The organism is Blautia sp. AF32-4BH (assembly GCF_003460565.1).
In the GTDB taxonomy this organism is placed as follows: Bacteria; Bacillota; Clostridia; order Lachnospirales; family Lachnospiraceae; genus Fusicatenibacter; species Fusicatenibacter saccharivorans.
Window position 1 is genome coordinate 1 of record NZ_QTVL01000018.1, and the last position, 20,062, is coordinate 20,062.

The following is a 20,062-nucleotide window of genomic DNA, read 5'->3' on the forward strand; positions in this document are numbered from 1 at the left end:
GCTCCTATATAGTAGTTTATTAAAAACATACTATATAGGAGCTTTATTGTCAACAGTTTATATATCTTAATAGGTAAATTCCGTTTTTTTCAATTCTCCAAACTTGAATTTTCAAATTAGTCTTTGCAAATAACCTTTGAACCGTCACCGTCAATTACAATTCCCTGACAGTTGTTAATTGGGCATAGATTCAAATCCGAAAACTCAGTCATTATTTTCTCGGTAACTTTCTTAAATGGTGCTGTAAGATAATGCGGAAGAACATAGAAATCAATCAAATCAAGCCCTGCATCATCTTCTTGTGAGTAGTCCTCCGGCTTTTCATCCATTTGCTGGATATATTGGATGCTTGGAGCGCATATAATTGCGCCTGCCGACTCGCCGATCATCAATTTTCCATTTGCCAATTCCTTTTTCAGCAGCCCATCAGTTCCCGTTTTACGGAGCCGGTCCATAAGAAAAAAAGAATTTCCGCCGGTAAAATATATCACATCTGCATCTTCAAAAACAGACTGTATCGTTGAATAAGCCTCCGTTGAAATATCAATTTCAGTTACGATTGCTCCCAACTTTTTGAATAATTTTCGAGCCGAGCCGACATAACCGGTGTAGCCTTCACGCAGCGAAGCTGTTGGAATAAATGCGACTTTCTTATTTTCAATTTCTTCCTTTATCAGACTTCCTACACTTGAAAAATGCGAACATAAAAATAGTTTCATCAATATTCTCCTTTATAAATTCAGATTTTCTCAATTCTCCAAACTTCGATTTGCACTTCAAATCGTTTTCTTCATTCTATCACAGCATCTATTATTCTGTCATCAATCTTTCGAACCAAGTATCCATGACAATAATAAACTGGCTTGCCCCTTTCCACTCTTGCAGCATTTCATCCAGAGTTTTGTGTTTTGCAAAAAGAAAAACTGCAACAGCAGATAGCTTCCGAAGAAGAAGCAATAAGCAGCTTGAAAGAAAAATTAAAAGATCTGGATACTGCCGATCAGAATGTTGATGCCATTCTTCAGATGCAGATTCCAGAAGCAGCGAGATCAAAAACCAAAGATCTCGAACGATAACTATCACAAAACGAAGGAGGAACTATTACATGACACAAGAAGAATTTAATGTTGTATTTGAACTTCAAATGAGGAAATGTGCTGATATCCTAGCACATAAAAAGAAAGAATATACCGGTGACAATATTGACCGCCTCAGTGCATTCAAGATTGCTGCCGCTTTACAAAACTGCGATCCAAAAGCAGCACTGGCCGGTATGATGTCGAAACATGTCGTATCCCTTTACGATATGTGTTATTCCACTCTGTTACATTTTGACATGGAACAGTGGGATGAAAAGATCACAGACTGCATCAATTATCTGATTCTTTTAAAAGCTCTGGTAAAGGAGGAACAGGCCTATGGATCACATTGAAACAGCTATCTTACCGTGGTGAGATCCATGCCATTATCAGTAACGTGAGCACATCTTCTCAGACCATTCATAAAGACACACGCGTCGGTCAGCTGGTAATCACACCAGTCGTGATCGCAGACTTTGTCCTGGACCTTGGTGAAGGACGAGGAACTGGGGCATTTGGAAGTACAGGAGAATAATACTATGATTACATTTGGAAGAAAATTAAAACACTTAAGACAGAAAAATCATCTTACTCAGAAAGAACTTGGCATGGCTGTTGGCTTTCCCGACAGCTGTGCCGATGTCCGGATTGCTCAGTACGAAAGCGATGTCCGAACACCGAAAGAGGATCTTATGAAACTCTTCGCATCAACACTCGGTGTTCCGGTTGAACTCTTTACCGTACCGGTACTCTCAGAACCCAGAGAGTATGAGGCCGCGGAGTATTGGAGGTATGAACTTGGGGCAGAGTTGGGTTGATTTTTCCCCGCTAGCTAAAAAACGTCTGCGTAAAACGAATTTGTTTTATGCAGACATTTTCTCTAACTTTGATTTAGAAAATTTATACAGCAATGATTGCCGGAATGACAAGACAGAACCACGTCCTAATATTTCCTGAATATCCGTGGAAATAATATACTCTTCATTTAAAAGAGCTAATCTGAATTTATCTAAAATCATTTCCCGATTCTGGGAGTCACCAACATGATACACCTTCATTTTTTTGCAACTTGTTACTAAAAATTGCATCAGAAAATTTCTATTACCCTTATACATAATAATATTAGTTATATCTTCTTCCGGATTCATTGCTTCTTCTGTTAAAGCGACTGATCAGAGAATAGCTCAAATCACCAGTGAGCTGAGTACACAGAAAGTCATTCAAAAACACTGCGATTCTTACCGGCTCTGCCGTAAAGTGATTGAAGATTGCAAATCTGCAAAAAATCCAAAAGCTTACCGTACCAAGCATCAGGCAGAATACCAGCTCCACGATTCACTAAAAAAAGAGCTGCAAGATCAATGTCATTAAGTTAATCTAAAAATTAAAAAAAGCAGAATGCAAGTAGGTAAAATCTCACTTGTATTTTGCTTTTTTCATTTTGTTATCTGTTTTTTTGCACGGCAAACAGACAGATGGATTGTACATCTGTCTAGCCTCATATGTGATTTCTGTCCGTCGGACCAAGAGTTTGCTTACAGCTTCCTTCAGATTCTACCTTACGATAGACACCCTTGCTGTTCAGCTATACACTTCCTTGTCGCCTAGGCGTGTTCGGGACTTTCACCCGTTAGAGCGCGCCCATGGCGCACAAACTAAAATATCGCCAGCCATAGCATGGCTGACGATACAAAAATTTATTATTTTTTATTGTCCTCTTGACGGGGAGCATACCATTATTATAGTGGTTTATTTTTTTTATTCCAATGCAACAAACATGTAAAATGTCTGATGTATTTTTGCAAGTTTTGTTCCATAGCAGTGTTTATCTTATTTTCCGTCTTCTTCTGAAAAACAGAATCATGATAATACTTATGGCAAATAGTAACCATACATGCCTGCTTGTTTCCAGACGAACCCCTGTTTCCGGTATTAATTGTGTGTTTTCGTTTGTGATTTTTAACTCAATCACGTCTCCTCGTGCAGCCTCAATCCGCTGCTTCATGACAGCTGTATTTCCATTCGATGTTGCCTGCACTGGATTTGAATACTTATCATTCTCTTCTTTTTTAGAAATCGAAACAGCGTATTTTGATGTATCAACAGTTTCTGTTATTATGATATCCGAAGATATATCTACATTTTTTAATGTAACTTTATCTCCATGTTTCAAAGAAGTTCTAATTGTCTTGCTACGCAGCTTTTGACCATCTTCCCAATAGAGAATTTCCATATCAAATGGCTTCTTGCGGTTTCCAAGTGGACCAGTGACTTCCTTTGTAATCTCAACCGTCACCCCGCCTTTTTGCGGATGATTAACGATATGTCTGTCCGAAACAGCTCTCCAGGTATTTGTCATCGATGATTTCTCATATAGGAATAAAATATCGGATTCTACATCGACCATATATAAATTAAAGTTATCCTGATACTGTGTTTTGGTTTTATCTGCTTTGTCCTTTTTGTTTGGAGTAACAGATTCTACCATCCAGTATCGTCCGTTCTCAAAGTCCTCCGGTAATTGAAGCATTCCATTTTCATCTGTTTCTAAGGAACGATACGTCGTACACGTTTTTCCATCCTTTTTCAGAACGATATCGTCCTTGCTCTGTGTATTGTCATAATCTACTGTATATCCTGTATCATCTGCATATTCTTTCGTAACATCATCATACGGTACTTTATAGAACAGAAAACCTGCACCAGCAAGTCGGTTTCTTAGAAGATCATCCGTCTTTAAGAAACTTCGTTCAGCAAGATTGAAATGCAGATTCTGCACTTCCAGTTCCATCTTGGAAACATCCTTGAACTCATTCTCATCCTTCGGGAATAATTGTTGCCCATTTGAATCGAAATACTGAATCTCTGGATAAATAACTTCATAATATAGGAAACCATCACCGTATTCCGAAGAATAATGTGTCTTTCCTATCTCGATTTCTTCCACCTTATATTCCACCGGAATTCTGTCCTGGAATAGTGGAACATTGTCGACTGTGTGTTCCCATCCGTTCTCTTCATTCAGCAAGAATTCCTGTCCTGTAGAAATTCCATTCTGATACAATCTGATTTTCACCTGTTTTTCCGTCAGTGCATCATTTGGATTTTCCCATGTCTTTTTGATATGCAGAGTGCCTGTTTTAGCAAAATTTCGGATATTAAGACTGGTATCTCCCCGCTGAAGCAGAACAGATTTTCCGTCTATCTTACCATCAACTGGTGCCTTAACAGCCTCCTGATTTTCGTTAGCCTTCCTATCCACCAGTTTTGCATCAGTGATTTTGAATGCTCCATTGGCAATCTCAACTGTGATCTGTATATCTCCTGTGTCTACATATCCCGTCGGTAAGTTTGTCTCTCGCAACAAATACGTCTCAGTTGCTGTTCGATTCTGTTTGTTCTCATCTTGTAACGGAATATGAAGTTGTGCGATTCCGTATTTATCAGTTGTTACCGCTTCCTCCTCAACACCGTTCTTACTAACAGCAAAATTGATCTTCTCCATTCCTTGTCCGGTAGACTCATCAAATTTGTTCAGTGTGAGTATTCCCTCTTTCTGATAACGGTTCTCCAATTCAATAGTAAGAGTTTCACCACCGCGTCCAATTCCACGTCCTGTGAATTTAATTCCACTTTCTGGATATGCTTCCCATGAATTTACATTATCTCCTTCTTCATGAGAATTGCGAACATTGTACCAACCTGAAAATTTCACATTCGAATCTTTTGGCTTATAGTTGTACTCTTTTAATGTGTATTTCCAGAATGAGTCCGCCTTAACGATCCACGTACAGCTTGTATGTGTTTCATCTGTCCATGTACCTACAACTTCTATTGGAGCATCCTCCGCTTGCGGAGCTTCTGCATCCGGTTTCTGGCTATCTTCTGAAGGAAGCACAAGTTTCATATGCTCATGAAATGCAGGTGGCTGCGGTTTTCCATCTAAAAGCTTTTCATCCATATCTACCTGGATATAATAATCTTTCTTGACTTCCTCTATTGCTTCCGGCATTCCGACAAAATCTTTCTTTACTGTCAGGTAACCATTTTTTGCTACAATACGTCCGTCAATATGCCACCCATCGGACATTTCACTTTTGAAAGAATACCAATAAATGGTGAAGAATTCGGTATCTAATTTCGATGGCGGAATCTCCCTGTCTCCGATACGAATCATACGTCCGCTTTCACGAATTGTCTGGAATACCTCTTCATCGGAAGGAATTCTATCTATCTTGTAGATATAGTCTCCATTTCCAATATATCCCTCATCTGGTTTAGTTCCCTGCAAAAGTTCTTGCACTCTCTTATTTCCATCCGCATACTGTTCCCACGTAGATGGATTCTTATTTCCAAGAACTGGAACATCATGCAATATACTTGCCTTCACATTACAGTTTGCCACGGCAACCGCACTTGTATAATCGTCTACATTCGTGGTTGGTAATGCTACTGAACCATCTTCCGGCATCGCTGACTTACAGATATAAAACTGTACCTGTTTTCGATTTTGGTTACTCACCTTACGCCACGCTGCATAGAGGGTGATTGGCTGTCTTGCATTATTATTTATAAGATCAGAAATAGAATCCCCTGCACCGCATTCCTGCCACTTTCCGTCTTTGTTTCTGTAATCCCAATGATCGAATTCATACTGTTCCAACTCTTTGCTGTCATTATCTTCATGATCATAAACCAGAGGATATGGTGACTTAACGTTATGTTTTCCAGCTTCTATTTCATTCTCATAATCATCTGTGTGTCTTGTCTTATTCTCAACCTGAGGGGTCAACTTAGCTTCCTTAGGAAGTTTCTTCATATAACGAGTTGTATTATAGATAACCCTGACTGCCCCAGACTCCAGCGGTTTGTCTGCGATCACCTCATAAGATGAGTTAACATTCGGAATTTCAAATTTTACCTTATCATCTCCGGACGGTTCCGGAAGAACCTCATTTTCGTCCCTGTCATTAGATGTACAACTCCAGACAATCTCCTTGCCATAATACTCACCTTCTAAACTTGCCCTCTTTGGTACTTCCACAGTATATGCTTCCCCATGGCCTACATACTGTCTCTTAATCGCCTCTCTTTTGGTCAGGTTCAGTGGATCCAACACTTCAATCAGATGAAAACTTCCCTCTACACTGAAATGTCTTCCTGCCAGCCCAACCTGAGAAGAAAGTCCTGTCAAACGATCAAAATAATTTTCGATTCTGTCTGGATTCAGTGGGTTTGGCTGTGAGAAATAATAGACAGATACATCTTTCCCGTTTTTCAGGACAGGAATATACCATGTACCATCGTTGTCCTTATAAGGGTGCTGTACAAACACACGGCTGTCTGTCGCATAACCAAACAGAATCTTCTCTTTCTGATCTGCGCCGGGCTCCAGCTTGCTCGGAGTGAAACCAAACTCACTGTAAATTTTAGAAATCGTATCATCTGGTGTAGCTCGCAAATAATAACGACTGGCTCGGCCACTGTTTGCTTTGATTATGTAATGCTGCTCAGCATTAATATTTTTTATCAGCTTATAATGTCCATCGATAAATACATAAAAACTAATATTTGCTTCTTTTGTTGCTGCCGGTTTTTCTGTATTATCAGGAACAATCACATATGGACGTACTGCATCATCTGGCTTAATAGTAAAGCTCATGGTATGCTTTGCTTCATTTTTACTCCATGTAACTTCTGAAAGAGTACCATCTTCCTTTCTGCATTCCCAGTTTATATCCTGCGTTTGTTCTTCTACACGCGGCTTTGTACTAACTGTTCTTGTAAGTGTTGACTTTCTTGCAACAAAATCAATTGCCGGAAGATCACGCAAAGCTGTTTCGCTGTAAACCTGTCCATCTTCATCCTGTACTGTCACACTGTAAAAACCGTTATAGCTATCATTGTCGTGTTCGAATAAGGTCTTTGCACTCATGGTATCAATTTTTTCTCCATTTGGCAGGTAATACACATCCATCGGCTCTCCGGACTTTCCTATATAAATACATTCATGACCTTCTATCGTGTATTTCCCTGCATTATGGATTGTATCGTAATCTCTCTTGGAATAATAAAAACGCTCTTTTGCTTCATTTTGAATAGAACCATCGTAATGAAATTTTTCAAAATGCTTTTTTAACTCATCATTAGAAATATAATAATAAACTGTTCCCGGCTTTGTTGTAGTATCTTTTATAACAGGAATTTCTTCGTTTAGAACATTATATCTCTCATTATTTACAAAAGTATAGAATTTAATGTTCAAGGTTACTGGTGCAAAAGTGTTGCATGCAACCGTATATGGTTGCTCTATCTTTCCAATAGAAAAGGTTAGTTTATCGCCCTGTTTCACCGGAGAAATTGTTTTATTTTCATCCTCACTGGCACAAAGCCAGTCGCTTTCCTTCGTATCTCCAGGATCAACGGAAATTGTGACCGCAGAATCTTTCTTATAGTAACTCACAGTTCGATTTCCATCCGGATTGATCACTGTAACCGAATAGAAACTGTTCTTATTCTGCTTAATCTGGTCTGAATTATTATCCGGAATTTTTTCGCCATCAGATGCTCCTTTTGGCATATAATAAACGTCTGTTGGTACAGTTGCTTCCTGCTTGTCCAGGTTATAAGATACATATTGCTGTCCTTTATAAGTTACCACTGTCGCCTGTGCTAATGTCTTCTCACCACGGACTGTATATGGAAAATAATTTCCGGACTGTGTTTCCTCTGCATTCAAGCCGAACTCTCTATAAATCTCAGCAAGATCACTGACAGATAAATAGCATCTGCCCTGACGGTTCCATTTATACACCTTTTTCAGTGAATCAGCCGGCAGCTTTCGAACCTCATTGTCTGCATATATATAAAACTGAATGTCAAAGGCTGTCTGATCCGCTCTCTGGATCACATAAGACTGTGTGATCTTTCCGATTGTGAACCTCGTCTGGTTCCCTGATTCCCGTATACCATCTATCACCTTATCATCTGTTCCCATACAGGTCCATTCGATCTGGTCTGTCTGGTCCGACAATTGGGGATTAAAATCAGCCACAGCTTCTTCCACTACAGTTCCTGTTAATGCATAACGAATCCGATCCTGCCCTTCTCCCTTTACCTCTACGGAATAAAACGAGTTGTCCTTTTTTACAGAATCTTTTAAATTTAATGCAAGGCCTTTTCCATTTGGAAGGTAGTAAACATCTATCGCTTCCCCTTGTTTATTCTGTCCATAATTGTAAGAAACATATGTCTTTCCGGATTCTGTGTCTGTATAAACTTTTCCGTATTCTATCCCGCTTTTTCCCCGGTATGCAGATACAAACTTATTATTTGCATCCGGATTCTGATTCTCACCATTTTTCACAAATCCAAATTCTTCATATATCAGGAGCAGGTCCTCGATGGAAACACCATAGTAGGTAGTTCTTCCGTCTTTCCATGTTGCAATGCCGGTAATGTCATTATGCTGAAGCTTTACCTTGTTTCCATCAATAATGACATAAAAATCAATATCAAATCCTTCGGAAATCTCCTGAAGTTTCGGTGATTCCTCTTGTGCAATCTGCTCCTCGAAGGCTTTTTCTTCTTCTGAAAGCTCTCCCTGGGATGGAGTAATTTCTTCCTCCGGAATCTCTTCTAATGGCGGGGTGATTTCCTCTCCAGGAGTCTCTTCTAATGGCGGGGTGATTTCCTCTCCAGGAGTCTCTTCTGATGGCGAAGTATTTTCTTCTTTCGACGTCTCTTCCGACAATGATGTACTTTCCTCCGGAATAAAATCTTCTGTGCGCATTTCACCCTCTTGAGTACTATTTATATTTGGAATATTCTCTTCTTCCACTGAAACTGCCAAAACTGTCGTTCCTGCGCTATTCATGCACAAAACCAATAAAAGTGTCCAGGCTATCCATCTTAGCCATCTCTTTTTCCTCTTCACACAAATTCCTCCTAAAAACATATTTTCCTTTTCTCAACTATCTGCCTTTTTTATCCATTCCTTCTGCATTGCCGCTGCTATAAAGCACTGCAATAGTTTTTTTGAAAATACACCACATTCACCGTTGGCAATCATTCTTATGGCTTCTTCATGCTTTAATTTTCTTTTATAGGGGCGTACACTGACCAATGCATCATAAGCATCCACAAGGCCTACTACCTGAGCACAAAGTGGTATTTCATCACCTTTTAGTCCATCCGGGTAACCAGAACCATCATATCTTTCATGGTGATATCTGCATATTTCATAGCTATACTTATTAAGTTTTTCTGTCGTAGCTCCTCGTGGAAACCGCAATGTCATCTCTGCCCCTGTAAGAGGATGCTGCTTTACAATTTCCATCTCATCAGCTGTTAATTTACCGTTTTTGTTCAATATCTCTATCGGCACACGGATTTTTCCAATATCATGAATCGGAGACAGATGAGAGACATTTTCTATTTCTTCCTCTGTAATCCCATACTCCGGATAGTTTTTCTGTAGTTGAAGATACACTTGTTTTGTATAAAAACAGATATCATCCTGATGTTCTGTTTCTATAAGATTATTGTGATTCAACACTGCAGCCAGAAGCGAAACCATTTTCCAATACTGTTTTGTCTCATCCTGTGCTTTTTGTCTTAATTCCCGTTCCATATTTACAATTGTGTTAGGAATAACTTTTGCATTATGGAATGTAATAACAGCAGTTTTCTCATTTTCATCCACAAATCTTTTTACTTCCATCCAAACATAAGTCTCTGAGTTTTTCTCGCTTCTTCTTTGATAAACGATATCTTCTTCTGAACAGCCCTTTTTCAAATGCTCTGTCAACGAATCGCTTTTCAAAAATTCCTGCAGTTTTTCACAATCCTTTTCACATACATATTTTTCACAATATACTTTCAGAAAATCATCATATGTTCCTGCAGTTTTTACATCATCATAAATCCCCCTGTTATGAGAATAGATACATTCATAACTGTTTTCCGCTAAATTAACTTTCAGAATGATATAAAATCGCCCAAAATATTCATCTTTCCCAGGTCTGATAATATCAGAGATTTTCACATTTTCTAATCGGTTATTGTAAGTGTTCTGTAAGTCCAATAAGACTTGATGTACTTTACAGCAATCCGTATAGTTTCTGGAGCAAAATCCATCCTTTTCAAGACAGCGACTGATTGCCATTGTTGATTCCATACATGATATGACATCAAATAAAGAAATCTTTTCTGAATTTTTGGCAAGGGCATATCCTCCACTGATACCTTCAGAAGCTGAAATAATCTTCTCTTTTTTTAACTGCTTTGTGATTTTGGGAATATAGCTCTCCGGAATCTTTAATTCAGAAGCTAATTTTGCCGTTGTAACCCTGCGCTTTTTTATTGCCAAATAACAGACAATCCTGATTGCATAATCCGTTGTATTTGTAAGCTGCATAAGTGCTCACCTCTCTCTTTTTTCTTTGTCCCGTACATAAACTCATTGATTGAAACAGGAAGATTCAAATATGTTTTCCAATTCTTATGCCTCATTTTTCGCATCTTCCTTCCTGTTCTTCTGCTTCTCCATGAGTAATCCGCAAAGGCAGATAACTGAGCCAAAGAATAAGAACAAATAGCCTGCAACCGGACTATCATCACCTGTCTTTACCGGCGAACCATTATGAATAATATCCTTTGATCTTGGGGAAGATGGAACCGGGTTTTGATTTTTACCAGTTTGACCGGTATACGAGTTTTTGAATGAAACCTTCGATACTTTATCTCCATTTTCATTTTTGACCACTGTTACCGCCATCAGTTCATTATTGGAATCAAAGAATCCTTCAATCGTTACATCATAGGTTTTTGAATCATATGTATAATTTTCTTTATTCTCTGTTGCCTGGTACAGCTTGTAATGATATTCTCCTGCCTGTCCGACATTCATAATCAGCTCTGTAGAAGAATTGCCACTCATATTCCAGGTAAATGTTCTTCCATTGCTTCCCTCCGGCATTGGATTTTGTATCTGATCTGCTATTAAAACATAAGAGCCTGTTTTGTCAGCATCTACAGAATTGTTCGCTTCAAATATCTGTTCCACTGGTATTTTCACTGTTGTGTTTTTGCCAGCTGCCAGTACTGGTTTTTGAACACCCAGAAAGAATATCATGGACAGGAATATAACCATGGCTATTTTTGTCAAACGTGTTGTTCTCATGCTTCTCCCTCTCCTTCTTTCTTCTTGTTTCTTTTCTTTTCTATCTGTCTTGCTATCAGCATCAGTACAAGGACAATCAGGATAAACCATACAATAACTGGCACTTTTCCTACTGCATTTTTCAGTTCATCAATTCCTGTACCTACGTTTTTGGCTTTTTCTTTTTCCGGATATATCTGATCTGTTAAGCGTCCCATCAGGATATTTCTTCCATTTGTCATATCCGATGTACAGGTGGTCAGCAAAACCAGATGATCATCTTCCGTTATATTCATATCTCTTTTATATAAAACATTGTTCTCGATTTCCTGCAGATACTCCTGTTTCGCTTCTGGTGTGTCCAGACACACATTGAAAATCGTCTCATTATAAGCATCTACCTGTAACAATGCGTAGAATTCAATTCCATGATTTTTTCCATCAAAGAACAGATTTCCATATGGATGTTCGTTGAAATACTGTTCATTTGTAAATTCACCGATATCTCCAAACATCATGTGCTTTTCCATATGGTGACCATATATAATATTATCAAAATCCGAAAAATCCGGCTTATTTGCACAATGTAAAAAGATTGCTCCGCTTAAGGAATAGTTTCCTTCCGCATCTGTATTCATATAAGTATCATCATTGTCCGTCTGCACCAGTGGATAATTGATATTTGTGTCATTCACTCGTATCCATCCAATCACATCCGGATTGATTTTCTGTAATTCTTCAAAAGATTTTGTATTCTTTTCTGTCGGAATATATGCTTCATAGTTCTTTGCATCTGCTGTCTGGTATACCTGGTGGGAGTCCCACAGCATATAACCTGAGAGAAACATGGCTGCAAGAATCAGCGATAAGGCTGTGAAGTTTACAATATGGTCTAATCCTCTGATAATTCCTTTCAGCACTTTCTTCATCCGAAGCATATGTACAAGTTCCTTTCACCATTTCTGTTTCTTTTATATTTATCAAAACTGGTTCATCTGACCAATTTGCTCGCAAAATTAGCAAAAAGGGATGCGGCGGAGCAACGCCGCACACATCCCCTTTCCTGGTTGCTATATTTTATTATTTCTGTAATCTTCTGCGTTTGAATCCTACAAAAGCAATCAGTGCTACACCGCAAAGTGCAATCATCAGAACGTATGGAAGAGTGTTCATGATGATACCAGTTACAGGTACATCGTTGTATGTATTGGTTACATCAACGGTATTCTGTTTCCGACCTAATTTTTCCTTATTTACCACTGTAAGTTCTGTACTATATTTTGTAGCACTAACAGGAGTCAACTGAGTACCATTGATAGTAATCACTGCACTACCTTTATAGTTTTTAGCTGCAGACTCTTTTACAGTAATTATTGTTCCTACTGGAACACCAGTGAACTTCATGTTTTCATTTGCTTTCAACTTGAATGTGTATGTTCCGCCCTCAACAGATGTAACAGTATCTCCATTAGCAGCCTTGATTCCGCCAAGTGTGTTTGCATCTGTTCCATCCGGGAATGCAAATGTTGCTGTGAAAGCGAACTCATCGTCAGGAGTTGTTGTTGTACCATTTGCATTAACAATCTTTTTAGACACATTCAAAGAGCCAAACTTATTATAAGTCGGATCTGGATCTGTAGGATTTGTACCTGTACCAGCTTCCTGTACATAAGTGTTAGTAAAGTTGAAAGTATTAGTATCGGTATTTCCAATATCTACTTTACCAGTATCTGTCTGACCTTCATCATCTCTCACTTTATTTACAACGATATTAGAAATTTCTGTACCAGTTGCACCATCTGTAACATATACATCCATTGTATACTCAGCCCCTGACATGATCATTTTTTCATGATCACCGTTGACTACTGCTGGATCTGCTGTCTGTATCTCTTTTACAGTATACTCATACTTTCCTGCTTCTTGATATATCGGAAATGTAATCTGACCTCTCCTAGAAATTATTCCTGTTTCAGTATCGGTAAATGATATCTCCGGCATAGTAACCGCTGCATCTGTTGTAATTATACCAGTTCCTGTCTTGACCTGCTCTGCTGTAAAGCTAAACTTCTCAGCCTTTCCGGCCTCTGTCTTGTAGGTCTTAGTAATCCATGCCTCCGTTGTCTTGCCCGGATCAGCCGCAAATGTTGGCATTGCCATTCCCATCGTCATGGCACCAGCAGCAACAACTGCGAGCACTTTTTTGAACATTTTATTCATGCCCATAGTGATTCCTCCCTTGTAAATAATATTGTTTGTTTTTATTTGATTAACGAAGGAGGGGATTAGAGTCCTCTGGTTCGAATAACCGCAATCGCTTTTCCTTTGACGTCTTTAATATTGATGCAGCCATAGATTCTGCTGTCTGACGCCTCCGGTCTGTTATCACCCAGTACAAATATCTGACCTTCGCCAACAGTGATTGGAAAGTCAACTCCATTTTGAAACTGTGTGGTGTCAAAATAAATATCCTGTGAAATCTGCGTAGCGCCGTTAATCATCAAACCGTCTTTTGTTATATCTACGGTATCACCTGCGACTGCTACGACCCTGCCTGTGGTTGTTCTGCCATCTTTCTTAAATACTGCAATATCACCGGACACAAAACGCTTGTCCAGTCGATAATACATGACCAGATCACCATCTTTTATTGCTGGTTTCATAGATACGTCATTGATTCTCGCCATCCCGTACATAAATGTAAAAACAAGGATGACCGCCAAAATGATAAGAACAATCTTCAATAACAGCTGAAAGATATCTTCTCCCAGTGTCGTTTCCTGTCTGGGAAGCTGTTTCTCATTATTCTGTTCTTTCTCAACCTGTTTCTTTTTCATGATTCATTCCTGCTTCATATCAACTTAGATAATCAAGGTATCCTTTTATGTACTGGTTAAAGTATAGCACTTGTTTTTTGCAAAAATAATACAGAGAATAGGAAGATATTTTCACGTTTTGCTACAAAAAATTTGTAGTTATCGGTTTTTCGCAAAAAAAGAAACCATACCATAGAGATATAGTTTCTCTTTGAATTACAGTGTTTCTGCCATTTTGAATAAAACGATTCCATTTCTAACAGCCAGCATCTCAGCAGAATTCTTGAAATCAATGCCGGAAATATCTTTTATTTTTTTCAATCGCCCTGAAAGAGTACGATAATTTACATAGAGTTTTTCAGCTGCTTTATTCGCACTCTTATCACAGTCCAGATACGCCTGCAACGTTTCAATCAGTTCTCCATCATGTTCTTTATCATACCAATATAATTTCACAAGTGACTCTGGCACATATTCCATCAGTTCATCACGATTTTTGATTTTTTCAAAAATCTGGAAAAAACCGAGCTTAGAAAAATCGGCTACCGATATATTCTTATCACCATAGAGATATCTGAGCATATCCATATAGTCTATGATTTTCTTTGAATCCTTAAAAGATTTTTTCAAATCTCCATATCCATTAACAATACTTCCAATGCCAATCTGAAAATCCGTTGTCTTATTTCTGTGAAAAATCTGCTTCTGTACTGTCTGATATAATTTTTCCATTTCTTCCCGGAACCCTGCTTGTGTTTCCCCAGGCTTAATTTCATGAATACACACAATCTGATTCAGATTCCGGTAAATATGTTCATCCGGAAGTAATCTCTGAATCTCGCCTTCTATCACTCCGATTTCTTCTAATTCTTCTTTTGTATAATAATCTTCGCTATTGCTTGAAATCGTATGAAAACTTACCACACAATATTGATCTGTATCTTCCAATTTTAGCATTCTTGCAGCTTTACTCAATTCATCGCCCGTTAATAAACCATTAAGCAAGCTATATTCAATATCTCGTTGATATTTTTTTTCTATCTCATTTCGAGCATATGTTTCCATAAAACTATACTGTAAAGTAAAAACAGCATTTTCCAATGCCATATAGTCCAGTATTGTTAATGGCATATTCACTTCCGTGACTACCAAATAAACTTCTACCCGACCTAACACATGTATTTTTGTAATATATTGCGTATGCTCTTTTCTCTGTTTTTTGTATTCAAATCTGGTAACAATATCCGGTTTATATTTCTCAACATTTTTCTCAAATACAAAATCAGACAGATCCTGCGTTGTGGACGCACAGCAAGTTAAGTTACTATAATATAACGCTACCGGATTGCCAATCATAGAAGACAATAGAAACAAAATATTTTTAGTTGGATCTTCAAAATTCTCTCCATCCAATAACATGTTAGAAATATTGTCGTGTGTCAATTTGAAATAAATCAACCGTGCGATATTTTCATCATAGATCTGCAGAATAACATATTTTATAATACCCCAATAATACTCATCTTCCGAAATTTCTATCACTGGAATATTACGTTCCGAACAAAACTTTAATAAAATATCATAATAATTGACTTTCTGTACCATGTCCAGATGCTGCTTTATAATAAATCCACTGACCTGTTTCTTCTCCAGTTCATTCAAATGTTTCCGAAACTCTCTGTCCGTTTCTCCGAAATACACTTTCATATTTGTAAGAAGAAGCTCTCCTCCAGTCAGATATCTTTCCATATCTTCTATTTCGATAATTCGTATACCTTTAATTTCCTGATTCAGATTTTCTTTACATGTCACTAATCTCATATCAGGAAATTGTTTCGATTCTAATAATTGTTTTACCGTATAAGCCATTCAGCACCTCGTCAAATTCGTCTTTTGTTGTCTACTTTGGTTGTACCAGCATCTGATGTTGTGTTTTCAAAAGTGGCATAAGTATACAGTATAATTATACCCCCCCCCCAAAATTTTCTGTCAATTTCTTCATGCGTATAAAATGCATATTTTATATAGATTCAAATAAAAAAGACAGCTCGCATCTTTGTCGAACTGTCCATTACTTCTTCAGGCTGCGGATAAAAGTCATAAAAATTTCTCTTTCCTTCTCATCCAAGCCATCCCAAATCTCAAGTATTTCTTTTTGCTCTTTTGTCAGATCCAATCTGCTTTCATCATCTGAAAAAAATTGTGCGATTGTAATTTCAAAAGCATCACATATTTTTTCCAGATTAGCCATCGTCGGCATACTCTTCTGATTCAGCATATTTCCCAGAGCCGTCTGCGTTATTCCTGTAAGCTGAGCTAACCTATATTTTGTATATCCTCGCTTCCGGCATAGTTCCGCAATTCTTAACGGAATATACTCTTCCACACACAAGTATATACACCTCTCTTCTAGTCTATGATACCAATATTGTACCTGTTGACCAGAAGATTTATTAGACATTTATTTATTGATTATATACTCTTGTACGCAAGACTATTCAAGTAAAAAAATATAGCTGGACAGTCCACGATATTCAGTTGTTGCATATATTTATGATACTTTCTACGAGGAAATCTGTCAAATACATGTTGTTAAAAAATGATATTATAACTCAAAAAATCCTGATAGATAACTTTATCTATGCAGTTACCTATCAGGATGGGAATTTTATCTTACACCACGATCAGCTCCTCTCTCCGGCTTCTGTTGATATTGTCAGTATATATGAAGTTTTGGCTTTATCTTGTAGTTTGCGAATATCCGTATAAATAGAAAAAGCCCTTTGAGAAAAGGATTTCTCCTCTCCCAAAGGGTAGTTTAACTTTTACTTAGAATTATCTTTTTTAATAACTAAGTTATAATTGCTATCATAATACAGTCCAAGTTCTCTACACATTCTATCGTTCACATTATCTAACGCTTTCTTATATTCTGCATACGTTGGAGACAGAACCATTAAATTAGGAATGAATATATCGTTATATCCTTTATTTTGTAACTCTTTCTGCATTTTTCTCTGTGCAATAAATGCTGGATGGTATTTCATTATACCGTTTTTCATTTTAGCACCTTTCCATACTTTTTCTTTTAGTCTTTCATATTCACTTTCACTCATATCACGATAATAGGCTATCATCTCATCTGCGGTTCTGGTTTCTTGTGCAATCCCACCTATCATCTTCGCACCTATTCCCATAATAAAAGGAACTTTCAATGTCGTTTCATCGCAATATTCTAATATATTATGTAGTGCCTGCTTCTGTTCCAGAGTCTTCAACCTTACATTAAGAAATGGTTTGAAATGACTTTTAAAATAATCTCCCCATTCTTTTCCCGGTAGCAAAGACTCAATTGCATTTTCAACGGTTTGATAATCAAGTGCCTCATTTGCTTTGTCTGCGTCACCATCATCTATAAATTGCTTCAAAGCTTCAAGTTCTGAGTCTTTTAAAACTTTTTCCTGCACTTTTTCTTGATAAATACGAAGAAGAATACTTTTGTCGCCAGTTTCCAAAAGGCTCTGTATGTCTTTAATACTAATACCGAGTTTTCTATATACTGAAATCTTTTTTAAAGTTTCAACATCTTGTGCAGTATAGTTACGATAACCATTGTTATCTTTATCCACTGACAGCAATCCTTTTTCTTCATAATACTTAACTGCACGCTTTGTCATTCCAACCTCATTTATAATTTCATTTAATAACATCCGATGCACCTCCTTATGATTTATGTTGATAGTATAAGCGTATACGCTGCGTGCAGGTCAAGAGTTTTTCGTCTTTCTTCTAAAAATGGGCAATCCCGATTTCAGGACTGCCCATTCATTCTGCCAATTATGCGATTTTTTCTTGCTTGCACCGATTTCTGCATCAATTGATGTAAGTTTGATGTAAATCGCTGTTTTTTTAGTTTTTTATCAAATGAAGTACGTCCCGTCTATTCGGTAAAACGGTACATCTTTACATCATCTTAATAGAGCTTTGCACCTGCTGGAATATGGTCATCAACCATCAGAAGATGGAGCTTTTCTTCGCCTTCTTCTTCGTGGATAGCACTGAGGAGCATACCGCAAGAGTCAATGCCCATCATCGCTCTCGGTGGAAGATTTGTGATAGCGATAAGCGTCTTTCCAACCAGTTCTTCAGGCTCATAAAAGCTATGAATACCGCTTAAAATGGTTCTGTCTGTGCCTGTTCCGTCATCAAGAGTAAACTGTAACAGTTTCTTTGACTTCGGTACTGCAACACACTCTTTAACCTTTACTGCACGGAAATCTGACTTACTGAATGTATCAAAATCAACAAATTCCTCAAATAAAGGCTCTACCTTTACCTTAGAAAAATCAATCTTTTCAGACTCAGTTTTTACATTTTTTTCAGGTGCTTCAGAAGCTGTATTATTTACATCATTTTTCTTATTTACACCATCTAAGGACTTCATTGTCGGGAGCTTTTTTGTGGTTCTTTCATACTCGACCAAGCTGGTGTTAATACTATTAAATTCTCCATATTCCAATTATCCCCCATACTTCATATTTTTGCTCTACTTTGAGTCACTTTGCGGGCAAATGATGTAAAATATGATGTAAATGATGTAGGACGATAGTAGTATATGCAAGAGCATAGTCATATACAAGAAATTATAACTTCTCTTATTTACAATGTCAATCCACATCAAAGTAACGCAGCCTTATCTTTTCCTGCTTCAGAACAAGAAAAAAGAACACACAACACTCTGTATGTTCTCTCTCCGTATGTAAAGTCCAATATTATACTATGAAGTAGCTATCCAATCCTTTGAACTCTGCCGCTTTCATTTCCTTTGTAACATCAGCATAGATGTTCAGTGTGGTTGAAATGTCTGAATGTCCAAGTGCGTCTTGAATAACCTTTATATTTACTCCAGCTTCACACATTCTTGTTGTAAATGTATGTCTAAGCGAGTGACAGCTAAAATGAGGAAGTAACACATCAGGTTCATCACTGTGCAAGAACTGCTCATCATTGCAATCACGGATAATTCTTCGGATTGCTTTGTTGAGTGTGGCTTGGTGCTGTGCCTGACCAAAACGATTGATGAAAATAAAATCTGTATATCCGTCAATCGTGACCTCGCAATGAAGTCCTAAATCTTCCTGCTTCTGTTTCTCCTGTTCAAATGCTTCTCTCACAAAACCGAGCATTGGAACCTGCCTCATACTCGCCAGAGTCTTCGTTGTATTTACATTGAAATAACAGCCGCTTTTACTTCCCTCAGTCCTATGGTCATAATATACAAGAGTATGATTAACATCAATCATTCCACTTTCCATATCAATATCACACCATCTCAATCCAGTCACTTCTCCCACACGAAGTCCAGTTCCTATCATTACTGCAAAGACCGGATACCAGTGTTCATATACAGGGTGGGTTTTCAGGAAATTCAGAAATAGCTCCTGCTCCGGTTTCGTCAACGCTCTACGCTTTTCCGACTGAAAACAATGTGCTTTTTTCAATTCTCTCAACACATTATCTGACGGGTTATTTCTGATAAAGTCATCATCGACAGCAATCTGTAAAACCTGATGAAGAACCGTATGTATATTATCAATCGTTGAAGGCTTCAAATTTCTTTCATCAACAAGATAATTGTAGTATTTCTTAATATCCGATTTCTTCAGCGTTGATATTCTTTTACTTCCAATCACTGGTCGCACAAAAGTATTGTACATATATTTGTAATTTTCAAAGGTATTATTCTTCAGCCCTCTTTTCATATTTGCCCAAAGGTCAAATAATTCATCAATGGTTGTGTATCGTGCTTCGGTCTTAATACCATCACATTTATCTTTCTGAATACGCTTCTCTTTTTCTCTCAGGTCATCTAAAGTTCTTGCGTAAACAAATCTTCTTTTCATCTGGCTGTCCTGCCAGCTAAATTGATAAGTACCGTCTTTTCTCTGAACCTCTCCGGTTTTCAGAACAACCCTTGATTTATCTTTTCTTTTTGTCGCCATTGT

The 20,062-nt window shown here is 37.8% G+C and carries 15 protein-coding genes and 2 pseudogenes; 4 read left to right on the forward strand and 13 right to left on the reverse strand.

The window, feature by feature from the left end; genetic code table 11:
* Positions 1 to 116: 116 nt before the first annotated feature.
* Positions 117 to 719 (reverse strand): Type 1 glutamine amidotransferase-like domain-containing protein, encoded by a 603-nt coding sequence (locus tag DWZ44_RS15760; RefSeq protein ID WP_117805294.1) that lies wholly within the window; start codon positions 717 to 719, stop codon positions 117 to 119.
* Between the two features lie 189 nt (positions 720 to 908).
* Between DWZ44_RS15760 and DWZ44_RS15765 the strand changes: the two genes are divergently transcribed.
* From DWZ44_RS15765 to DWZ44_RS15780, 4 genes and pseudogenes are all read left to right on the forward strand, one after another.
* Entirely contained in the window at positions 909 to 1,076 is a 168-nt protein-coding gene (locus tag DWZ44_RS15765; RefSeq protein ID WP_242998373.1) for a hypothetical protein, read from the forward strand.
* A 29-nt stretch (positions 1,077 to 1,105) separates the two neighbouring features.
* Positions 1,106 to 1,432, forward strand: coding sequence for a hypothetical protein (locus DWZ44_RS15770; RefSeq protein WP_029471619.1), 327 nt, complete (start codon positions 1,106 to 1,108; stop codon positions 1,430 to 1,432).
* A gap of 8 nt (positions 1,433 to 1,440) precedes the next feature.
* Positions 1,441 to 1,614 (forward strand): annotated as a pseudogene (locus DWZ44_RS15775) (dUTP diphosphatase); the annotation flags it as partial.
* A gap of 4 nt (positions 1,615 to 1,618) precedes the next feature.
* The gene (locus DWZ44_RS15780) at positions 1,619 to 1,897 is read left to right on the forward strand and encodes a helix-turn-helix domain-containing protein (RefSeq protein WP_092072478.1); all 279 of its coding nucleotides are present in this window, start codon (positions 1,619 to 1,621) and stop codon (positions 1,895 to 1,897) included.
* Between the two features lie 45 nt (positions 1,898 to 1,942).
* Here the strand turns inward: DWZ44_RS15780 and DWZ44_RS18500 are convergent, their stop codons facing one another.
* The 12 genes and pseudogenes from DWZ44_RS18500 to DWZ44_RS15845 all read right to left on the reverse strand — a co-directional run bounded on the left by DWZ44_RS18500 (position 1,943) and on the right by DWZ44_RS15845 (position 20,059).
* Positions 1,943 to 2,227, reverse strand: coding sequence for a hypothetical protein (locus tag DWZ44_RS18500; protein WP_199608707.1), 285 nt, complete (start codon positions 2,225 to 2,227; stop codon positions 1,943 to 1,945).
* A gap of 677 nt (positions 2,228 to 2,904) precedes the next feature.
* Positions 2,905 to 9,015, reverse strand: a complete 6,111-nt coding sequence (locus DWZ44_RS15790; protein ID WP_243002122.1) for a SpaA isopeptide-forming pilin-related protein — start codon at positions 9,013 to 9,015, stop codon at positions 2,905 to 2,907.
* A 33-nt stretch (positions 9,016 to 9,048) separates the two neighbouring features.
* Positions 9,049 to 10,497 (reverse strand): Rrf2 family transcriptional regulator, encoded by a 1,449-nt coding sequence (locus tag DWZ44_RS15795; RefSeq protein WP_117805296.1) that lies wholly within the window; start codon positions 10,495 to 10,497, stop codon positions 9,049 to 9,051.
* An 84-nt stretch (positions 10,498 to 10,581) separates the two neighbouring features.
* Positions 10,582 to 11,262 carry an FctA domain-containing protein gene (locus tag DWZ44_RS15800; RefSeq protein ID WP_117805297.1) on the reverse strand — a complete coding sequence of 227 codons (681 nt, stop codon included), beginning with the start codon at positions 11,260 to 11,262 and terminating at the stop codon, positions 10,582 to 10,584.
* Complete coding sequence (srtB, locus tag DWZ44_RS15805) at positions 11,259 to 12,179, reverse strand: class B sortase (RefSeq protein WP_117805298.1); 921 nt, start codon at positions 12,177 to 12,179, stop codon at positions 11,259 to 11,261. Before srtB ends, DWZ44_RS15800 begins: the two co-directional genes overlap by 4 nt.
* A gap of 142 nt (positions 12,180 to 12,321) precedes the next feature.
* A complete protein-coding gene (locus DWZ44_RS15810) occupies positions 12,322 to 13,467 on the reverse strand; it encodes a DUF7601 domain-containing protein (protein WP_117805299.1) in 1,146 nt (381 codons plus the stop codon).
* Between the two features lie 59 nt (positions 13,468 to 13,526).
* Positions 13,527 to 14,078: a signal peptidase I gene (gene lepB / locus DWZ44_RS15815; protein WP_055169112.1), complete on the reverse strand. Its 552-nt coding sequence runs from the start codon at positions 14,076 to 14,078 to the stop codon at positions 13,527 to 13,529.
* A gap of 195 nt (positions 14,079 to 14,273) precedes the next feature.
* Positions 14,274 to 15,926, reverse strand: a complete 1,653-nt coding sequence (locus DWZ44_RS15820; protein WP_117805300.1) for a PucR family transcriptional regulator — start codon at positions 15,924 to 15,926, stop codon at positions 14,274 to 14,276.
* A gap of 202 nt (positions 15,927 to 16,128) precedes the next feature.
* Entirely contained in the window at positions 16,129 to 16,518 is a 390-nt protein-coding gene (locus DWZ44_RS19010; protein ID WP_004842237.1) for a helix-turn-helix domain-containing protein, read from the reverse strand.
* A gap of 364 nt (positions 16,519 to 16,882) precedes the next feature.
* A complete protein-coding gene (locus DWZ44_RS15835; protein ID WP_117714600.1) occupies positions 16,883 to 17,767 on the reverse strand; it encodes a MerR family transcriptional regulator in 885 nt (294 codons plus the stop codon).
* A gap of 263 nt (positions 17,768 to 18,030) precedes the next feature.
* A pseudogene (locus DWZ44_RS15840) lies at positions 18,031 to 18,507 on the reverse strand (lysine--tRNA ligase); the annotation flags it as partial.
* Positions 18,508 to 18,829: 322 nt separating this feature from the next.
* On the reverse strand, positions 18,830 to 20,059 hold the full coding sequence (locus DWZ44_RS15845) for a tyrosine-type recombinase/integrase (protein WP_117805303.1): 1,230 nt from the start codon (positions 20,057 to 20,059) through the stop codon (positions 18,830 to 18,832).
* Positions 20,060 to 20,062: the final 3 nt, after the last annotated feature.